General features: G+C 65.1%; 14 protein-coding genes and 1 riboswitch. Of the genes, 1 reads left to right on the forward strand and 13 read right to left on the reverse strand.

Annotated features, from left to right (window positions below; genetic code table 11):
• Positions 1–200: 200 nt before the first annotated feature.
• From EMB92_RS11715 to EMB92_RS08355, 3 genes are all read right to left on the reverse strand, one after another.
• Complete coding sequence (locus tag EMB92_RS11715; RefSeq protein WP_150394487.1) at positions 201–1,154, reverse strand: hypothetical protein; 954 nt, start codon at positions 1,152–1,154, stop codon at positions 201–203.
• A 153-nt stretch (positions 1,155–1,307) separates the two neighbouring features.
• Positions 1,308–2,885, reverse strand: a complete 1,578-nt coding sequence (gene arc / locus EMB92_RS08350; RefSeq protein WP_150394488.1) for a proteasome ATPase — start codon at positions 2,883–2,885, stop codon at positions 1,308–1,310.
• 46 nt (positions 2,886–2,931) lie between these two features.
• Positions 2,932–3,540, reverse strand: coding sequence for a DedA family protein (locus tag EMB92_RS08355; protein WP_223847653.1), 609 nt, complete (start codon positions 3,538–3,540; stop codon positions 2,932–2,934).
• 149 nt (positions 3,541–3,689) lie between these two features.
• Between EMB92_RS08355 and serB the strand changes: the two genes are divergently transcribed.
• A complete protein-coding gene (gene serB / locus EMB92_RS08360; protein ID WP_190973615.1) occupies positions 3,690–4,391 on the forward strand; it encodes a phosphoserine phosphatase SerB in 702 nt (233 codons plus the stop codon).
• On the opposite strand, the gene fmt is transcribed toward serB, so the two are convergent.
• The 10 genes from fmt to EMB92_RS08410 all read right to left on the reverse strand — a co-directional run bounded on the left by fmt (position 4,388) and on the right by EMB92_RS08410 (position 17,950).
• On the reverse strand, positions 4,388–5,389 hold the full coding sequence (fmt, locus tag EMB92_RS08365; protein ID WP_150394491.1) for a methionyl-tRNA formyltransferase: 1,002 nt from the start codon (positions 5,387–5,389) through the stop codon (positions 4,388–4,390). The two genes, serB and fmt, sit on opposite strands and share 4 nt — an antisense overlap.
• A gap of 52 nt (positions 5,390–5,441) precedes the next feature.
• Positions 5,442–6,155 (reverse strand): HAD family hydrolase, encoded by a 714-nt coding sequence (locus tag EMB92_RS08370; RefSeq protein ID WP_150394492.1) that lies wholly within the window; start codon positions 6,153–6,155, stop codon positions 5,442–5,444.
• A 111-nt stretch (positions 6,156–6,266) separates the two neighbouring features.
• Positions 6,267–8,627, reverse strand: a complete 2,361-nt coding sequence (locus tag EMB92_RS08375) for a primosomal protein N' (RefSeq protein WP_150394493.1) — start codon at positions 8,625–8,627, stop codon at positions 6,267–6,269.
• Between the two features lie 244 nt (positions 8,628–8,871).
• Entirely contained in the window at positions 8,872–10,101 is a 1,230-nt protein-coding gene (metK, locus tag EMB92_RS08380; RefSeq protein ID WP_150394494.1) for a methionine adenosyltransferase, read from the reverse strand.
• A riboswitch (SAM riboswitch) is annotated at positions 10,097–10,176 on the reverse strand. (Overlaps the previous gene by 5 nt.)
• A 248-nt stretch (positions 10,177–10,424) precedes the next feature.
• A complete protein-coding gene (rpoZ, locus tag EMB92_RS08385) occupies positions 10,425–10,757 on the reverse strand; it encodes a DNA-directed RNA polymerase subunit omega (protein ID WP_052119197.1) in 333 nt (110 codons plus the stop codon).
• A 195-nt stretch (positions 10,758–10,952) separates the two neighbouring features.
• Positions 10,953–11,798, reverse strand: a complete 846-nt coding sequence (locus EMB92_RS08390; RefSeq protein ID WP_150394495.1) for a sugar phosphate isomerase/epimerase family protein — start codon at positions 11,796–11,798, stop codon at positions 10,953–10,955.
• Positions 11,799–11,841: 43 nt separating this feature from the next.
• Complete coding sequence (locus EMB92_RS08395; protein ID WP_150394496.1) at positions 11,842–13,062, reverse strand: DUF993 family protein; 1,221 nt, start codon at positions 13,060–13,062, stop codon at positions 11,842–11,844.
• Between the two features lie 50 nt (positions 13,063–13,112).
• Positions 13,113–14,264, reverse strand: coding sequence for a Gfo/Idh/MocA family protein (locus EMB92_RS08400; RefSeq protein WP_150394497.1), 1,152 nt, complete (start codon positions 14,262–14,264; stop codon positions 13,113–13,115).
• Positions 14,265–14,575: 311 nt separating this feature from the next.
• Positions 14,576–15,616, reverse strand: a complete 1,041-nt coding sequence (locus tag EMB92_RS08405) for a LacI family DNA-binding transcriptional regulator (RefSeq protein ID WP_150394498.1) — start codon at positions 15,614–15,616, stop codon at positions 14,576–14,578.
• Positions 15,617–16,339: 723 nt separating this feature from the next.
• Positions 16,340–17,950, reverse strand: coding sequence for an MFS transporter (locus EMB92_RS08410; protein ID WP_190973616.1), 1,611 nt, complete (start codon positions 17,948–17,950; stop codon positions 16,340–16,342).
• Positions 17,951–17,978: the final 28 nt, after the last annotated feature.

Here is a 17,978-nt window from a genome sequence, read left to right on the forward strand (position 1 = left end):
ATTGTCCGACTGTGAACGGTCTCCGTCTGAATCACGGTGATCATGACCGGGCACAAGGGAGACAATATCCGGAAGCACCGCAATTCCCGCCGTTATAAGACCAATCCACCAATACGAGAACGAGTGACTAACCTTCGATAGGATAAAAGCGGTTACCAGAAAAACGATGAGGAAATCACCTGCGATCCTTAAAACTCTTTTCACAAGAAACACCCCGCCGCCGCGTCGCCGACTCTGACCCATCCCGAAGCATCAGACCGATACCAGGCCCATCCGCCACCAACTAGGCAAAGAGCAACACCAAAGGGGCCGATTTTCTTACCAACTATCTTTGCCCCTTTACCGACAATTTTCACTCCTGACCAAGTTTTCCCCGCCAACCATTTTGAGCTACCCTTTAGCCAATTCGCAGCGCTTTTTGCTTTTGATACAACGGATGCCCCTGCATTCTTAAACCAATCTTTAACATTATCCCACCATGACGGATCGGCAGTGATGGGATATACATAATCTCCATTCCTATGTTCAACAACCTGCACCAACACGTTTCCATCAACTTCAAAATGAGAAGGTACTGCATTACCTACAGCATCAACCGCCCAAGGAGCATCGACACCTCCGACAAGTTCATATTTATCATTATGCAATGAAAATAAAAACGCCGTACCAGTATCACCATCCAGTATGATCGAATCTATATTAGGGAATTGATACTCGTAACGCTCTGGAGCCATCTTGTCGCTTAAGATACTATGAATTCTCACGTTACCAGTTTGATAAGCAGATATTGCATATTCCACAGATTCAGTCGTTTTTGATTCAGCGACAATGATACCATCCTCTACAGTATAGGACCCAGCATCAGCGTTTGGTATTGTAAATACACTATTACTTGTTGTATTTTTATTTATCAATATCGAATCATTGAAAGTAGATGCAACATGTAAATTTCCATCAACGGTTTCCGTTGAATTCATCCATGCATCCTTCTTGAATTCGACAGAAATACCAGCATCAATACCCACCAACTCTTCAGCACTTTTCACAATGTCACTTACGCCTGAACGCTCATCCGCAGATGCAATGCCAACAGAGGAAACGCAGAACAAACACACAGAAAGCATTACTATAAGTCGACAAATCTTCACTCTCATATCTTTTCCTTTGCAAACATAATCAGCTTGGCAATCAAGCTGATTACAGCTTCAGACATATGAGACATATTTGTCCAATTGGAGTCTCAATATTCAATACAAATGGCGATCCAACACATTTCATGGATAGACGGATGGAACATCCCACATTCGTCAGTGTTCCACGGCGCGGATGGCGACGACGCTGCCGGCGTCGAAGCCGTTGACTCGCGACCACTGGACCGGGTCCGCGTCGAGCAGCGAGTCGCGGGTCTCACGGTATTCGTCCTCGACGGCCCGCGCGAGCATGTCGACGTTCAGCGCGACGTCCCGTCCGGACGTGATCGACGCCTTGACCGCGTAGGTCTTGGCGCGGTCGACGACGTTCTTCAGCGAGGCGCCGGAGACCACGTCGGCGAGGAACAGCGCGTTCCACACGCCGTGCTCGTCGCGCACGTCGGCCAGATGGCGGCGTTCGGAGCGCGTGTAGATGTCGCGTACGAGCACGCGGGTCAGCGCCTCGGCGTCCACGCCCTCCTCGAGCGGCAGATCGTCGGTCAGATAGTGGCGCACGATCGCGGCCGCCGCGTCACCGTTCGGCCGGTCGATGCGGATCTTCACGTCGAGGCGACCGGGGCGCAGCACGGCCGGGTCGATCATGTCCACGCGGTTCGACGCGCCGATCACCATCACGTTACCGATCGATTCGACGCCGTCCAGTTCGGCGAGGAACTGCGGCACGATCGTCGTCTCCACGTCGCTCGAGACGCCGGAGCCGCGCGTGCGCAGCAGCGAATCCATCTCGTCGATGAACACGATGACGGGTCGGCCGTCGGCGGCGCGTTCGCGGGCGCGCTGGAAGATGAGGCGGATGAGCCGCTCCGATTCGCCGACGAACTTGTTGAGCAGCTCCGGACCCTTGACCGACAGGAACACGCCCCTGCCACCCATGTTCGAGCCTTCGGCGAGCGCGTGCGCGACCGCCTTGGCGATGAGCGTCTTGCCGTTGCCGGGAGGCCCGTACAGGAGCACGCCCTTCGGGGGCGTCAGATCGTAGCGTGCGAACAGCTCGCGGTGCAGGAACGGCAGCTGGACCGCGTCCCTGATGCGTCCGATCTGCTCGTCGAGGCCGCCGATGTCGGAGAAGTCGACGTTCGGGGTCTCCTCGAGCACGAGATCGGCGTCGTCCTCGTGCGGCAGGCTCTCCAACGCGATGCGCCCGGAGGGGTCGACGATCACGCGGTCGCCCTTGTCGAAGGACGTGCCCGCGAGCGCCGTGGCACGGCGGATGATGGTGGGGTTGCCGCCGCCGTCGGCGACGACGAGCCGACCGTCGGCGAGCGTCTGGGAGACGACGCGGATGGAGCCGACGGTGTCGGTGTCACGCTGCTCGACGAGGACCATCTTCTCGTTGAGCAGGACGGTGCGGCCGGCGGCGAGTCGCGCGGCGTTGAGGTTCGCGGCGACGGGCACGATCATGCGGCGCGTGCCGGTGATGACCTCGGCGGAGGCGTGCTGGACGCCGAGATCGTCGAGGTGCGTGGAGTCGACCTTGATCATCGTGGCGAAGGTCATCGGCGGCTGGGCGAGCTGCGCGAGCTGTGATTTGGCCTTCGTCAGCTCCTTGCCGGCGCGGGTGAGCGCCTCGGCCAGCGCATGGTTCCTGGCCATGAGCCGGTCGTTGAGCGAGGCGAGTTCTCGGGCCGTCTCCTCGCGCGCCTGCCGGTTGAGCTGCTCCTGATCGTCCGTCATGTGTTCCTCGGGTCTCCTCGTCGCCTGTCGTGATTGCTCGTTGGCGTTACCGCCGCCTGTCACGTACCACTGTACGGATCTTGCGTGCGGCGAACACGACGATGACCACGATGAAGGCGACGATCACCACGTCCTCGAACACGTTGAGGTAGCCGAGGATCGAACACCAGCCTTCGCCGAGGAAGTATCCGGTGGATACGAGGATCGTGTTCCACACGGCCGAGCCGAGCAGCGTCCAGCCGGTGAACTGCGCGAAGTTCATCGCGTTGAATCCGGCGGGAATGGAGATGAGCGAGCGCACGACCGGGATCACGCGGCCGATGAGCACCGACCAGGTGCCGTACTTCGTGAACCAGTCGTTGGCCTTGTTGACGTCCCTGCGGCTGACTCCCGGGATGACGTCGACGGCCTTGTGGATGCGGTGCAGACCAACCCAGCGGGAGATGCCGTAGAGCGCCCATGCGCCGAGCAGCGAGCCGACCGTGGCCCAGATGATCGCCTCGATGAGGCCGAACGAGCCGCGTGAGGCGGTGAATCCGGCCAGTGGCAGGATCACTTCGGAGGGGATGGGCGGGAAGATCGATTCGAGCGCGATGGCGAGGGCGACTCCGAGGCCGCCGACCGTCTCCATCAGGGAGACGAGCCAGTCGGTGATCGAGCCGATGAGCCCGCTTTCTCCGGTGGTGCACACGGGGGTGGCCGGGGCTGCGATCGTGATTGCGGAATTCGCCTGGATTGCGGCGTCATGAATGGCGTCAAAAATCATAATGGGCATTGTCCCAAGGTTTTTCGACAATCAAAGGCATGATGCAAGAACATGCGCAATCCCTTGACGACAATACTGCCGAGAACACTGCCGACAATCCCACCCTGTCCAAGCCGGGTCTGCTGGTGATGGACGTCGATTCCACGCTCATCGACGAGGAGGTCATCGACGAGCTGGGCGAGGCGGCCGGCGCCGGTGATGAGATCGCGGCCGTGACCGAGCGCGCGATGCGCGGCGAGCTCGAGTTCTGCGACGCGCTGCGCGCCCGTGTGGCGCTGCTCGAGGGGCTGCCGGTCTCCGTGTTCGACACCGTGCATGACAAGCTGCATTTCACCAACGGCGCGTTGGAGCTCATCGACACGCTGCACGCGCACGGCTGGAAGGTCGGCGTCGTCTCCGGAGGATTCCACGAGGTGGTCGATCGACTCGCCGAGGAGGGGCATATCGACCACTGGCTTGCGAACCGTCTCGAGGTGCACGACGGCAAACTCACCGGCAAGGTGCTCGGCGAGATCGTGTGCAAGACCGTCAAGCTGCATGCGCTGCGCGAGTGGGCGAGGCGCGACGGCATCGACATGGCGCAGACCGTCGCCGTGGGTGACGGCGCGAACGACATTCCGATGATTCAGGCCGCGGGCCTCGGCATCGCGTTCTGCGCGAAGCCGAAGACCCAGCTCGCCGCCCATGAGTCGATCAACGAGCGCGACCTGACGAAGGTGCTTGGGTTCCTGCGCGACTAGTCAAGGCGGGCGGCGGGGGCGAGGCGGGCGCCTCGGGCCCAGTCGGCGGCGCGCATGGCCTTCTTGCCCTGCGCCTTGACTTGGAGCAGTTCCAGCGGGGCGGTGCCGGTGCCGACCCACACGTTCCTCTTGCCCGCCTTGAGCTCGCCGGGGGCGAGCGCCTGCGGCGCGTTCGGATTGGTAAGGTCGGCGGGGCGGGCGGCCAGCACGTGCAGGGTCAGGGGCCTGACGTGCTCGTCAGCCTCGGCCACCGTCTCGCCGGCGGCCGGCTTTCCTTCCGGATACAGTTCGCACCATGCGCCGGGGGCGGGCGTGCAGGCGCGGATCTGCCGGTCGATCGCCTCAATCGGCAGCGTGAAATCGATGCGCGCGTCGTCGACGGTGATCTTGTGCGCGTACTCGAATTCGCCTTCCGGCTGCGGGGTGAACACGGCGGTTCCCTCCCCCACGCTGGCGAGCGCGTCCACGTACATCGGCGCGCCTTCGACCGCGAGGCGGTCGAGCAGTTCGCCGGAGGTCTCCCGTCCGGTCAGGTCCACGCTCATCGTGGCGATGACCGGACCGTCGTCCAGTCCCTCGCCGACCTTGAACACGTCGGCACCGGTGGTCCTGTCTCCGGCCCAGATGGAACGCTGCACGGGCGCCGCGCCGCGCCAGGCGGGCAGGTTGGAGAAGTGCAGGTTGTACCAGCCGAGCGGCACGGCGTCGAGCACGGCCTTGGGCAGGATGTTGCCGTAGGCGATGACGGCGGCGATGTCGACGTTGAGGCCGGCGAGCGTGTCGAGGAAGCCCGGATCGCGCGGCTTCGCGTCGATGACGGGGATGCCGAGTTCGAGCGCCGCGGCCTTGACCGGGCTGGGGGTGAGCCTGCGGCCGCGGCCGGTGGGCGCGTCGGGGCGGGTCAGGACCGCCTTCACGTCGAATCGCGGGTCGGCGGCGAACGCCTTGAGGGACGGCACGGCCACGTCGGGAGTGCCTGCGAACAGCAGTTTGAGCATATGTGTGGTGATTCCTTTGTCCTTTACTTCATGGGCTTCATGGGCTTCATGATCAATTCACGCTTTGCACGTCGGGGATGTCGACGCCGGCGTCGATGAGCAGCTCGCGCAGCTTGACCGGGTCGCGGAAGCGGATGCCGCGGATGCCGGCCGCGTTCGCGCCGACGATGTTCATCGCCTTGTCGTCGATGAACACGGCGCCGTCGGCAGTGATGCCGAAGTCGGCGAGCGCACGCTCGTAGATGTCCTTGTGCGGCTTGCGCAGCCTGACGTATCCGGAGACGACCTTGCCGTCGAGCTTGGAGAGGATCGGCGTGGCGCGTTCGGCGATCGGGAACAGCTCCTTCTCCCAGTTGGACAGGCCCCACACGCCGATGCCGGCGGCCTTGAGGTCGTTGATGAGCACGCGCGCGCCGGGCACGACGCCGACGAGGGAGTCCTCGAAGTTGTCGAGGTAGTACTTGAGCATGTCGGCCCACTGGTCGCCGCTGTGCTCGCGCATCCACGCGACGCCCTCCTCGGGGGTGGCGCCGCCGTCCATCAGGTCGTTGGCGTCGTAGAAGCGGGAGACGTCGTTGTCGAGGAACCGGTCGATGGTCTCCTTGTCGTATCGCGGGATGAGCACCGCGGACGGATCCCAGTAGATGAGCACGTTGCCGAAGTCGAAGATGACGTCGGTGATCGGCTTGCCGGCGTTCGCGGCGGCCTCGCCGTCCGCCACCAGCACGTCGTAGTCCATGTCCGGTTCTCCAGGCCAACCCTTCATCGCGGTTCCTTTCGTTTCCATGATTCGTGGGGCCTCGGGCCCCTTGCCGACATCATGTTCCCATGCGCGCGGGACGCCTCCGCGTGCGGGATCGGACGGGCTCCCATGCGGTCAGATCAGGTCCTTGCGATCCAGCTGGAACCTCAGTTCCCCGCCTTCGCGCGCGGCGACATGGCGTGCGACCTCGGTTTTGAGGCGTGCGGCCAGTTCCTCGCGTCTCGCGTGCGGCACGCGGACGACGGCGCGCACGCGGTCGGCGGTCACCTCCAGTTCGCGCGCGTCTACCGTGCGCGGCTGCGGGATCGGCACCGGGCCCAGTACGCCGGGCATCGCCATCTCATCGGAACCACCCGGCATCGGGCAGACGGCCATGTCGCCGTCCAGCGCGCCGATGGCCCTGAGCGCGCGCATGACCGTGTCCCGGCGTCCCCAGACGCAGGCGACGGCGACGACCGGCGGCATGCCGGTCTGCGCGCGTTCGTCGAGTTCGCGCGAAGCGAGCAGCGAGGAGTCCCAGAGCATCAGCGACTGGGCGATGGCCGGGTCGGTCTCCCCCAGGAGCAATGCCTGTCCGCCGGCGGTACGCGGCGCGCACAGGGACACCGCGCGCATCCATGCGGCGAGCGTGTCGACGCGCGCGTCGAGTCCCGGTGCGTACAGGCTGGTCCACGCGTCGAGGATCGCGACCGCCGCGTAGGAGCCGTACCCCGGCCCACTCTTCGCGCGCACGCGAGGTTCGGCGCCGGGAGTCGCGATGACGATGACCGGGCGATGGTCGATCTCCTCGATGACGCCGCGCGGCTGACTGGGGCTGGACAGCAGCAGCGGCACGCCTCGGAACAGGCCACGCAGCTCGTCGGCGGTGCCGGCGGCGCCCACGCGTATGACGCGCAGACGGTCGCCATGGCAGTGCGGACACGTCCAGTTGGAGGCGGCGGCCCCGCACCATCGGCATCGGGGCACGGCCACGCCCTGCACGCGTTGCAACGGTCCCGCGCATTTGCGGCATCGCGCCTGACGCAGGCATTTCGGGTTGGCGCAGCTCAACGCTTCGGCCACGCCGTCGGCGGGAATGGAGAAGAGCACCGGACCGCCGGCGTTCAACGCCACGCGGATGTTGGCGACGGCGGTGTGCGGCACGCGCGCGCCGATCGACGGATCGGCCAGACGCGCGAGCTCCTCGCGGCTGAGCCAGCGGATCCACGGCGAGGCGTCCTTGAGCACGCTGGGCAGCGGGCGGATCGCGACGCTCGGCCCGCTCACCGCGTCGGACAGGTCGGACGAGCCGGTCGAACCGGACAGGGCCGTCGCAGCGGACCTTGCGGGCATGCCGATGCCCGGCAAACCTGCGACCTCCATCTGGCTTAAAGGGCTGCGCGCGTTGGCGAGCGCGACGAACACGCCGCCGTGCGCCTTGGCGCGCAGTCGCAGCACGCCGCGCGCGTGGGCGTAGGGCATCATGCCGTCGGCCTGCTGGTAGGCGATGTCGTCCATGATCGCGAAGAGACCGGGGCCGTCGACCGGCGCGTACATGGCGGCGCGCGGTCCGATCACGCATTTCACCTGTCCGGTGGCGACGGCGAGGTAGGCGCGGTACCGGTCGATGGGCGGGGTTTCGGCGCTCAGGACCGCGACGTCGCCGCTCCAGCCGCCGGTGCCGGATCGTCCGGGGCCGAACGGCGTCAGGCCGAGCGCGCCGAGGGAGTCGAGGACGTCGCGCGTCTCCTTCATGCCGGGCAGAACGATGACGGCGGTGCGGGAGGCGGCGAGCGATTCGGCGGCCATCCAGGCGAGCGCGGCCGCGGCCTGTCCGACGCCGGGCAGCGGGTCGAACACGAAGGATCGGAAGGCGGCCGCGCGGGCGTGCAGCGCGTCCTGCAGGGCGGCCAGATTGCGGTCGTACATGCCGCTCAGACGATCGAAGCGGGCGGCGATGCGGGCGGCTGGTGAGTCGGAAGTGGTTCCGTCGCCGTTCCCTGCGCCGAATCGCCCGTCATCCCGGCCGTCGCGTGCGAATCCGGCGACGAGTCGCTGCTCCTTCTCGACCTTGGCTACGCGCGGGGGCACGGCGAGTCGCAGGATGTTGGCGCGCGTGCCGCCGTATGCGTCGGTGATCAAGGTGATGTCGCGTCGCATCGAGGCGGGGACGAGGATGTCGTCGCCGAGGACGCGTTCGAGATAGCGCAATGAGGAGGATGGTGTGTCGCTGGCGTCGGCACGCTCCCAGATGACGCCGGTGACGCGCCGTCCGCCGAAGCGGACACGCACGAGCATGCCGGGGATGGCCGCGTCCGACTGTTTCTCGTCGATGAGGTAGTCGAAGGTCTGTCCCAGATGCGTGGCCTGCACGTCGAGGACGACGCGGGCGATGGGGTGTTCGGCTGCGGGCGTGTGCTGCGCGGGCGCGCGATGCCGACGCCTGCGGGGGGCGAGCCCGTCAAGCGTCAGCTGTTCCGCGTCCATGTCACTCATAGGAGCCATCGTAGCGGCATGTGCGCGCCGCCCGACGCACCCCGGCCCGTTCCATCGCGCGGTCAGACACCCCATCGCGCGGTGAATACGACATGACGCGGTGAATGTCCCATCGCGCGGTGTAGGAAAACGGCTTCATTCCAACGATTCGGATTTCGGCCTCACCGCGCGATGGGATATTCACCGCGTCATGGGTGACATCACCGCGCGATGGGAGGGCGCAGGTGATGCTCGGTCAGTCGATTCAGGCGAGTTCGGCGATGGCGGCCTTGAGCTCGTCGACCTTGTTGGTCTCCTCCCACGGGAAGGCGACATCGGTGCGGCCGAAGTGGCCGTAGGCGGCGGTCTTCGCGTAGATCGGGCGCTTGAGGTCGAGCTCGTCGATGATCGCGGCGGGGCGCAGGTCGAAGACCTTGCGCACGGCCTGCTGGATCCGGTCACGGGTCACGCCGCCGATCTCGGTGCCGAACGTCTCGACGTTGATGGACACCGGGTCGGCCACGCCGATCGCGTAGGCGACCTGCACCTCGACGCGGTGCGCAAGTCCTGCGGCCACGATGTTCTTGGCCACCCAGCGGGTGGCGTACGCGGCGGAGCGGTCGACCTTGGACGGATCCTTGCCGCTGAACGCGCCGCCGCCGTGGTGCGCGGCGCCGCCGTACGTGTCGACGATGATCTTGCGGCCGGTCAGGCCCGCGTCGGCCGCAGGGCCGCCGAGGATGAACGAACCGGTCGGGTTGACGAGCTGACGGTAGTCGTCGTGCTTGAGCGTGTCGCCGAGGATCTCGTCGAGCACCGGGTCGATGACGTGCTCCTTGAGCTCCTTCTCGAGCCACTCGTGGGTGGCCTCGGGGTCGTGCTGCGTGGAGATGAGCACGGTGTCGACGCGCAGCGGGTGATCGTGCTCGTCGTATTCGATGGTGACCTGCGTCTTGCCGTCCGGGCGAAGATGCGGCACCTCGCCGCTCTTGCGCACCTCGGCGAGGCGGTAGGCCAGTCGGTGGGCAAGATGCACGGGCAGCGGCATGAGCACGTCGGTCTCGTCGGTGGCGTAGCCGAACATCACGCCCTGATCGCCGGCGCCCTGCGCCTCGTAGCGCTCCTCGCGACTGGCGGCGGACTCCTCGGCCCCGCTCAGACGGGAGACGCCCTGGTTGATCTCGGCGCTCTGGCCGGTGATGGCGACGATCACGCCGCAGGAGTCGGCGTCGAGGCCGACCTCGGACGAGGTGTAGCCGATGCGGCGCAGCGTTTCACGCACCTTCGCCTGCACGTCCACGTAGCCTTCGGAGGTCACCTCGCCGAAGACGAGGAACACGCCCGTGGCGGCAGAGGTCTCGACGGCGACGTGGGACTGGGGGTCCTGCCGCAGCAGATCGTCGAGGATTTCGTCGGAGATCTGGTCGCAGACCTTGTCGGGGTGGCCTTCGGTGACGGATTCGGCGGAGATGAGCTTGCGCTCGTGGTTGGTCATATCATCCCTCTTTCGGACTTATCGCCTCGCATGCACGGCCGCTTCGGGCCCGGAAGTGCGGGGCACAATGATACGTTTCTTGAATTGTTGGTTGTACATCAGGACCGACACTGTCCACGGCAGGCCGGAAACGGCTGCCTTCGGCGGTGATACAAAAGGGCCCGTGCCAGACCTTTCGGCCGGCGCGAGCCCTACGTTGTTCGCTCCTGAGGGTCAGTTGTACTCGTCCGCGTACGCTTGGGCAAGCGTGTCGGACGAGTTCGGACCGGAGTTCTTCGATTATCGGTCAACCATGCGGCCGGTGTCCACCGGTCTCGCACGGATCAGTTGCCTTCGGACAGGTCGTCCTCGCCGAGGGTCTCCTCGAGCAGGCCGTCGTTGATCTCGCGGAACGCGATGGACAGCGGCTTCTCGTTGTTCTGGTATTCGACGAGCGGGCCGACGTTCTGCAGCAGGCCCTCGTTGAGCTGGGTGAAGTAGGAGTTGATCTGACGGGCGCGCTTGGCGGCGAAGATCGCCAGCGCGTACTTGGAATCGGCGTGCTCCATGAGCTCGTCGATCGACGGGCTGGCCAGACCGTCCGGGGTGGGCTTGGTGCCGAACTCCTCCTCGACGGCCTTCGGCTCGGTGTCCTTCGCCTCGGTGTCATTTGCCATAACGGTGCATCTCCCAACATGCGGAAAAACTATCTCAACCGCAGCAAGTATAGTCCCGCCCGGGGACTCCCCCGAAGACCCGGGAATCGGCGTATCATCGACGATGAATCGCCCTCGCCGGCCGGCGCATCGGCCAAGGGTGACCGCGGTCATGCTGCGCGCTTCCTTAGTTGGCGCGCGATGCGTAACGAACAATCAGTGCTCCGGCCAGTACGGGGCGACTTCCCTGTCGAAGGCGTCGGAGACCTTCGCGGCGACCTCGGCGAACGGGGTGTCCCAGACGGCCTGGTTGAAGATCTCGCATTCGATGTCGCCGCGCCATCCGGTGGCGGCGACGGCTTCGGTCAGGCTCTTGAAGTCGATGACGCCCTCGCCCATGTAGTGGCGGGAGAGCAGCACGTCCTTCTCGAACGGGGTGCGGTAGTCGCACACCTGATACGTGGCGATGCGGCCCTCGCGGCCGGCGCGGGCGATGGAGTCGAGCACCTGTGGATCCCAGAAGATGTGGAACGTGTCGACGGTCACGCCGACGGCCTTCGGGTCGAGGGGCGCGGCGAGGTCGAGCGCCTGGCCGAGCGTGGAGACGCACGCGCGGTCGGTGCAGTACATCGGGTGGAGAGGCTCGATGGCGAGCGTGACGCCGGCGTCGAGCGCGTCCTGCTCCAGCTCGCAGAGCGCGTCGGCGACGCGTTCGCGGGCGCCGATCAGGTCCTTGGATCCTTCCGGCAGGCCGCCGACGACGAGGACGAGGACCTTGCAGCCGAAGGCGGCGGTCTCCTCGATGAGCTTGCGGTTGTCGTCGATGGAGGCGCGGCGTGCAGGGCCCTCCGGCATCGTGAAGAAACCTCCGCGGCACATGGTCGAGACCTTGAGGCCGGAGTCGGCGACCATCCTGACGGCCGTGTCGAGGCCGACCGCCTCGACCGGCTCGCGCCACAGGCCGACGCTGCGGTATCCGGCGGCGGTGAGCGTGTCAAGGGTCTCTTTGAGGTCGGCGTATTTGATCGTCGCCTGATTCATGGAGAGGATCGGATTGGTCATGACTGATGTCCTTTCATGATTGATGTCCTTTCAGGCGTTCAGTTCACTTGATGCCGTTGATCGCGAGCAGCGCGTTCCAGCGTTCGGTGGCGAGGTCGGGGTGCTCGAAGGCGCCGCAGGCGTTGGCGAGTTCGACCACGTGGGAGAGGTTCGGCAGGCTGCGCGCGGACTGCAGGCCACCGACCATCTGGAAGGCGCTCTGATGGCCGTTGAGCCAGCTCATGAACGCGACGGAGGTCTTGTAGAACTCGGTGGGATGGACGAACACCTGCTGCGCAAGCGCCTGAGTGGGTTCGAGGATGCGCAGGTATTCGGCCTCATCGCCCCTGTCGAGCGCCTGGATGGCGGCGGAGGCGTGCGGGGCGAGCACGGAGAACGCGCCGAGCAGCGCGTTGGAGTGCATGACGGCGCGGCCGCCGTGCTTCGGATCGTCCTGTTCGGCGTCCTTGATGAGGTCGACGTAGTGGAAGTCGTCGCCGGTGAGCATCATCGTGCCTTCGGGCAGCATCGCGCGCATGTAGCGTTCGGAGTCGGCGTCGAGCAGCGACATCTTGACGCCGCGCACCCTGCCGGGGTTGTGCTCGATGATGGTCAGGACGGTGCGGGAGGCCTCGCGCCAGTCGGGAGAGCCGAAGTAGCCGTGCAGCTGGGCGTCGAACACCTCGCCGAGCCAGTGCAGGATGACCGGGCTCTTGGCGGCGCCGATGACCTCGTCGTAGACCTTGATGTAGTCGGCCGGGCTCTTGGCGGTGCGGCACAGGTGGCGCGAGCACATGATGACCGGGCCGTCGCCGGCGGATTCGCACACGTCGAGCTGTTCGAGATACGCGGCGACGATCTGGGCGAGCGTGTAGTCGCCGCCCTGCTTGAGCTGGTCGGTGTTGACGCCGACGGACACGAGGTCGGCGACGGAGCGGCCCCATCCCTCCTTGGCCGCGTACTCCTTGGCGGCGGCGCCGGAGCGGCGCATGAGTTCGGCGGTGGCGGCCCAGTCCATGCCGAGGTTGCGTTGGGCCGTGTCCATGCAGTCGGCCACGCCGAGCCCCCACGACCACACCATGCGACGGAATCCGATGGTCGACTCCCAGTCGACCTCGGCGGGCCGTCCGGGCGTGTTGTCGGCCCACGCCAGCGGCACGACGTGGGCGGCCGCGTAGGCCACACGGGACGTGAGCGGCTGCGTGGGCTTCGCGAACGCCGGGGCCGGATTCGCCCCGACCCTGCTGGTCTCGCCGGACTTGTCGATCAGTGTGAATGTTGCCATGTGTAGGTCCTTTCGTGAAGGCTCTTTGTCAAAAGACGGGATCGGTACGATCAGTAGCGGCCTTCGGGCACGATCACCTTGGCGCCCTTGGCGGCGGATTCATAGCCGAGCTCGGACAGACGCACGCCGCGGGCTCCGGAGGCGAAGTCGTACGGGTAGTCGGCGCCTTCGGCGAGGGCGCGGATGTACTCCTCCCACTGCGCCTTGAAGCCGTTCTCATAGGTTTCGTCGGTGCCGATCTCCTGCCAGCCGTCCATGTACTTGTGCGGGTCCGGAACGTCCGGGTTCCAGAACGCCTTCGGGGTGGCGTCGCGCACCTGAATTTCGGCGCCGAACAGGCCGACGACCGCGGAGCCGCGGGTGCCGTCGATCTGGAACTCGAGCAGCTCGTTGCGGTAGACGCGGGTGTTCCAGGAGGAGTTCATCTGCACGGTGATGCCGTTGTCAAGCTCGAAGATCGCGTAGGCGGCGTCCTCGGCGGTGGCCTGGTAGGTGTTGCCCTTCTCGTCGACGCGCTCGGGGATCTCGGTCTTCGCCTCGGCGTAGACGGTCTTGATCTTGCCGAACAGGCCTTCGATCACGTAGTTCCAGTGCGGGAACATGTCGGAGATCATGCCGCCCCCGAGCTCCTTCCTGTAGTTCCAGCTGGGGCGCTGGGATTCGCGCCAGTCGCCTTCGAACACCCAGTAGCCGAATTCGCCGCGGACGGAGAGGATGCGTCCGAAGAAGCCGGACTTGATCAGGCGGCGGAGCTTCAACAGACCGGGCAGGAAGAGCTTGTCGTGCACGACGCCGGTCTTGACGCCCTTGGCCTCGGCGAGACGCACGAGCTCGCATGCGTCCTCGTAGGTTTCGGCAAGCGGCTTCTCGGTGTAGATGTCCTTGCCGGCGGCGATGGCCTTCTTCAGGGATTCGACGCGCGCGGAGGTGACGAGGAAGTCGCCGTAGAGCGGGTAGTGCGGATCGGCGAGCACCAAGTCGAGGTCGGTGGTGTACTTGAGCCCGCCATGCTTCTCGGAAGCCTCCCTGAGCTTGGATTCGTGGCGTCCGACGAGGATCGGGTCGAGCTGCACGTGCGATCCGTCGGACAGCTCCACGCCTCCCTGCTCGATGATCGGCAGGATGGAGCGGCACAGGTGCTGACGGTAGCCCATGCGGCCGGTCGCGCCGTTGAGGATGATTCCGATGGTCTTGTCTGCCATGTTCTTTCGTGTCCTTTCGCTGATTGCGGCTTTGCAGTCACGTGTCCTTGACGTTGCGTTGTTCTGGCCCTCGTGCTCACCATGTTCGGTAAGCGCTTTCCATTAATGTGCACTATACATCACCGAATGACGTGGCGCAAATCACACGAAACGCCACACATATACGAAAAATGGCCGCCTTCCGGCGACCATGTAAACGGTAAACGATTGCTTTTAACGAGGCTTGCTGCGCTCGAGATACCTATCGTCCATACCGCCGCGACTACCCCTCAGACCCGCTTCGCGGGCCAGCTCGTCCTAGTGAAGGGGCTCTACTCCCAGGGGACGTATTCGGTTTCGGAGCCGCGCAGGCAGGGACGGCCCTCGACCACCTCGACGCGCGGCTGCGGCGCATCGGCCCCCTCGCGCTTGGCCCTGACCTGCTCGTAGAGCATGCGGAAGGCGCGCTCCCCCATTTCGAGGAAGTTCTGGCTGTAGCTCGTCAGCGCCGGCTGCCACAGGGGCGCGAACCGCTGGTCGTCGAAGCCGACCACGCTCACGTCGTCCGGGATCTGCCGCCCCGACTCCCTCAATCCCTTGATCACGGCGATCGCGGTCTCGTCGTTGCCCGCGAACACGGCGGTCACGTCGTCGCGTTCGCCGAGCCGGCGTCCGGCCTCGACGGCCTCCTCCAGATCGTCGGGAGAGACGATGATCGGCTCGTGGATCGTCGCGCCGCGCTCCTCCAGCGCGTCACGCCAGCCGTTGGTGCGCGTGTTGTCGTTCGGCCCCGCCGGACGTGCCACATGGAACACGGTCTTGTGCTTCAGGTCGAGCAGATGCATCGTCATCCATCGCCCGCCCTCGCGCTCGGCGTTGACGATCTGATAGTCGCCGTCGCCGAAGCTGCCGCCGACGACCACGAGCGGCAGATCCTTCGGGATGTAGTCGAGCGCCTTGATGCCGGCCTTGTCGTACAGGTAGACCACCGCTCCGGCCGGGCGGACGGACAGGCCCATCCGCACGCGCTGCTCGACCGAATCCATGTCGGATTCGTCGAGCGAGACGATGTTGAGCAGGAAGCGTCGCCTGCGCGCCGCCGCCTCGACGCCGTGATTCGTCTCGGAAGTGGAGAAGGAGGACGGGTTCGCGGCGAACGCGACGACCGTGTCCATCTCCTGATTGGACAGGGCGCGCGCGACGACGCTCGGCTCGTACCCGAGCTGCTTGATGGCCTTGGCGATGCGTTCGCGCTTGTCCTCGGAGACCTTGACGGTGCCGTTGAGGTATCGCGAGACGGTCGGCGCGGACACCCCGGCGAGACGCGCGACGTCCTTGATCACCGGACGGGAATGCCCCGTGCTCCTCGCCATATCTCACCGCTCCCTACACTGTCATCGACGGATACCGTTCCTACTATTCATTACTTCATTACGCCGACGGCATCCCAATTCCCGCATCGAACACCCCTCAGAACCGTTCCGGATCGGACCCCCGGCACGGGGGAGCTGACAGGAGGTCGATGCAGGACCACCGTCTCCCCCATGAAAATGTACACGTTCGACAAGGGGCTGGAAGGATTCCGCCGGCATCGTCCATCCGATCACATGACGACTGGCGTACGTTCCCGGTGGCCGCCCACCGTCTACCCCCGTTTTGCGTATGTCGCTTCATATCCGGCGTACGTTCCCGGTGACTATTGTCGCCCGACTCCCATTCTGCGTACGCCGCCCTATGCTCAGCGTACGTTCCCGGTGGCCATATCTATTCCATCACCCGTATTCGTACGCCAGGACGGAGTCAGCGTACGAATACGGGTGACAGAACCGGCATCACCCCGATGGGCGTACGCTCAGCCCGACTCACCGTACGCCCATCGAGACATCCCCGTCCCAGGCCACGACAAGCGTACGCCTCACCACAATCCACCACCCCGGGCCACAAGGAACGTACACCGGCCGGGATCACCCCGCATCCAGGACCGACCCACCGTACGCTCATCGGAGTCACACCGTCCCCGACCACGAGGAACGTACGGTCTATGAACCGGATCGACGGTCTCCAAACCATGGCACCCCCCGATGACAGGACCGAGGTCACCGGCCGCCGTTGAGCCAGACCTGGTCGTAGGGCATGCCGGTGAGCTTCTCGATCGTGCGACGGGTCTCCTTGTCGGCGGCCGACTTGCGGCCGCCGGACTGCAGACGGTCGATCTCCGAGAGCACCATGCCATCCGTCTTCTTGTCGATCCTCAAATGCGCGGAGATCAGCCAGCACAGGATCATCGACACCCCGAACCAGTCCAACAGCACCGCACCCACGCCGATCCGCGCCGTCGGCGACTGCACCGACCGAGTCGCATCGAACCCGACCACCCCCAGCACCACACCCACCAGGATCGTCGCCAACCCCGAGAACAGCTGACGGAACGACGCCTGAATCGCCGAGAACGTCGCCGACCGGTAGCGACGCGTCACCACCTGATCCACGTCGGCCATGTACGGGAACACCGCCCACGGCAGATACCCGCACAGCGACTTGAACGCGAAGAACCACAACGAGGCCGCCACCGCCACCACCGTCCACACCGGCCCCGGCACACGCCCCGCCAGCACCCACACGAGCAGCAGCCCGGCCACGCCCGACAGGCACCCGGCGAAATTGATCGCGTACATGCGACGCGGGCCCAGCTTCGTCATGCCCATGCCGAACAGCGGCATCAACGGCAGCGACACCGCCGCACAACCCAAGAGCAGCGAGGCGAACGCGGCCGTACTCCCCCAGTCGAACACCACGAAGAACACGAACGTCTGCCCGAACACGTCCATCGACACCTGCACCATCAGATAGATCGCCAGATGCTTGCGAAACTCCTTCACCCGAAGCGTCGTCGCGTACTCGTGCAACACCTTGACCGCGCGCCGCATCCACCGCGCCAGACCAATGTGCCCGTCACGCACCTCGCCACGCGCGTAGGCGCCGAAACCGGCCTGTTCCGGCGTCAGCTCCCACGTGAACCGCCATGCGGCGAACACCGCCAACGCAAACAACACGGTCGTCGCGATCGTGAAGATCATGTACCCGGTCGGCCGGTCCTCGCCCGTCACGGACAGGACCGCACTGCCGGCCAGCGGGATCAGCGTCGCCGCGCCGGTCGACACGAACAGACGCACCGTCGACAGCTTCGTGCGACCGGTGAAATCGGTCGTCATCTCCCCCGGCAGCGGATTGTATGCGGTGGCGAACACCTGCGCGAGCACCACCCAGATCACGTACATGCCGGCGTAGGCCGCGATCGGCAGTCCCGGGACCCACAGGAACACGCCGGTGAGCAGTAGCGGCGAGATGATCATCAGCAACAGACGGCGGCGTCCGAACCGCCGGCCCACGTCGTAGCGGTACAGATTGTCGTCGAGCACGCCGAACAACAGAGCCGCCACCGCGCTCACCAGCGCGCTCATGCCGATCACCGACTGCGAGGTCGCGATGTCCATGCCGCAGAACCGCGTCCAGAACAACGACAGGTACGTGGCGATGAGCGTCAACTGGCCGCCGCCGTAGAAGTCGCCGATGCCGTAGCCAAGCGCCTGCCGCATCGTGATCGCATGTTTCTGGGACGATGACGTCGCCCTATGCAACGCCTCGCTGCCGCTATCGTCGTTACTACTGCCGCCGCCTTCACCGGTGGCACTCGCGTTACCGTTCATGATTCCCGTCGTGATTCCCCGTCGTCGT

Origin of the sequence: Bifidobacterium callitrichos (assembly GCF_008698085.1) — a bacterium.
In the GTDB taxonomy this organism is placed as follows: domain Bacteria; phylum Actinomycetota; class Actinomycetes; order Actinomycetales; family Bifidobacteriaceae; genus Bifidobacterium; species Bifidobacterium callitrichos.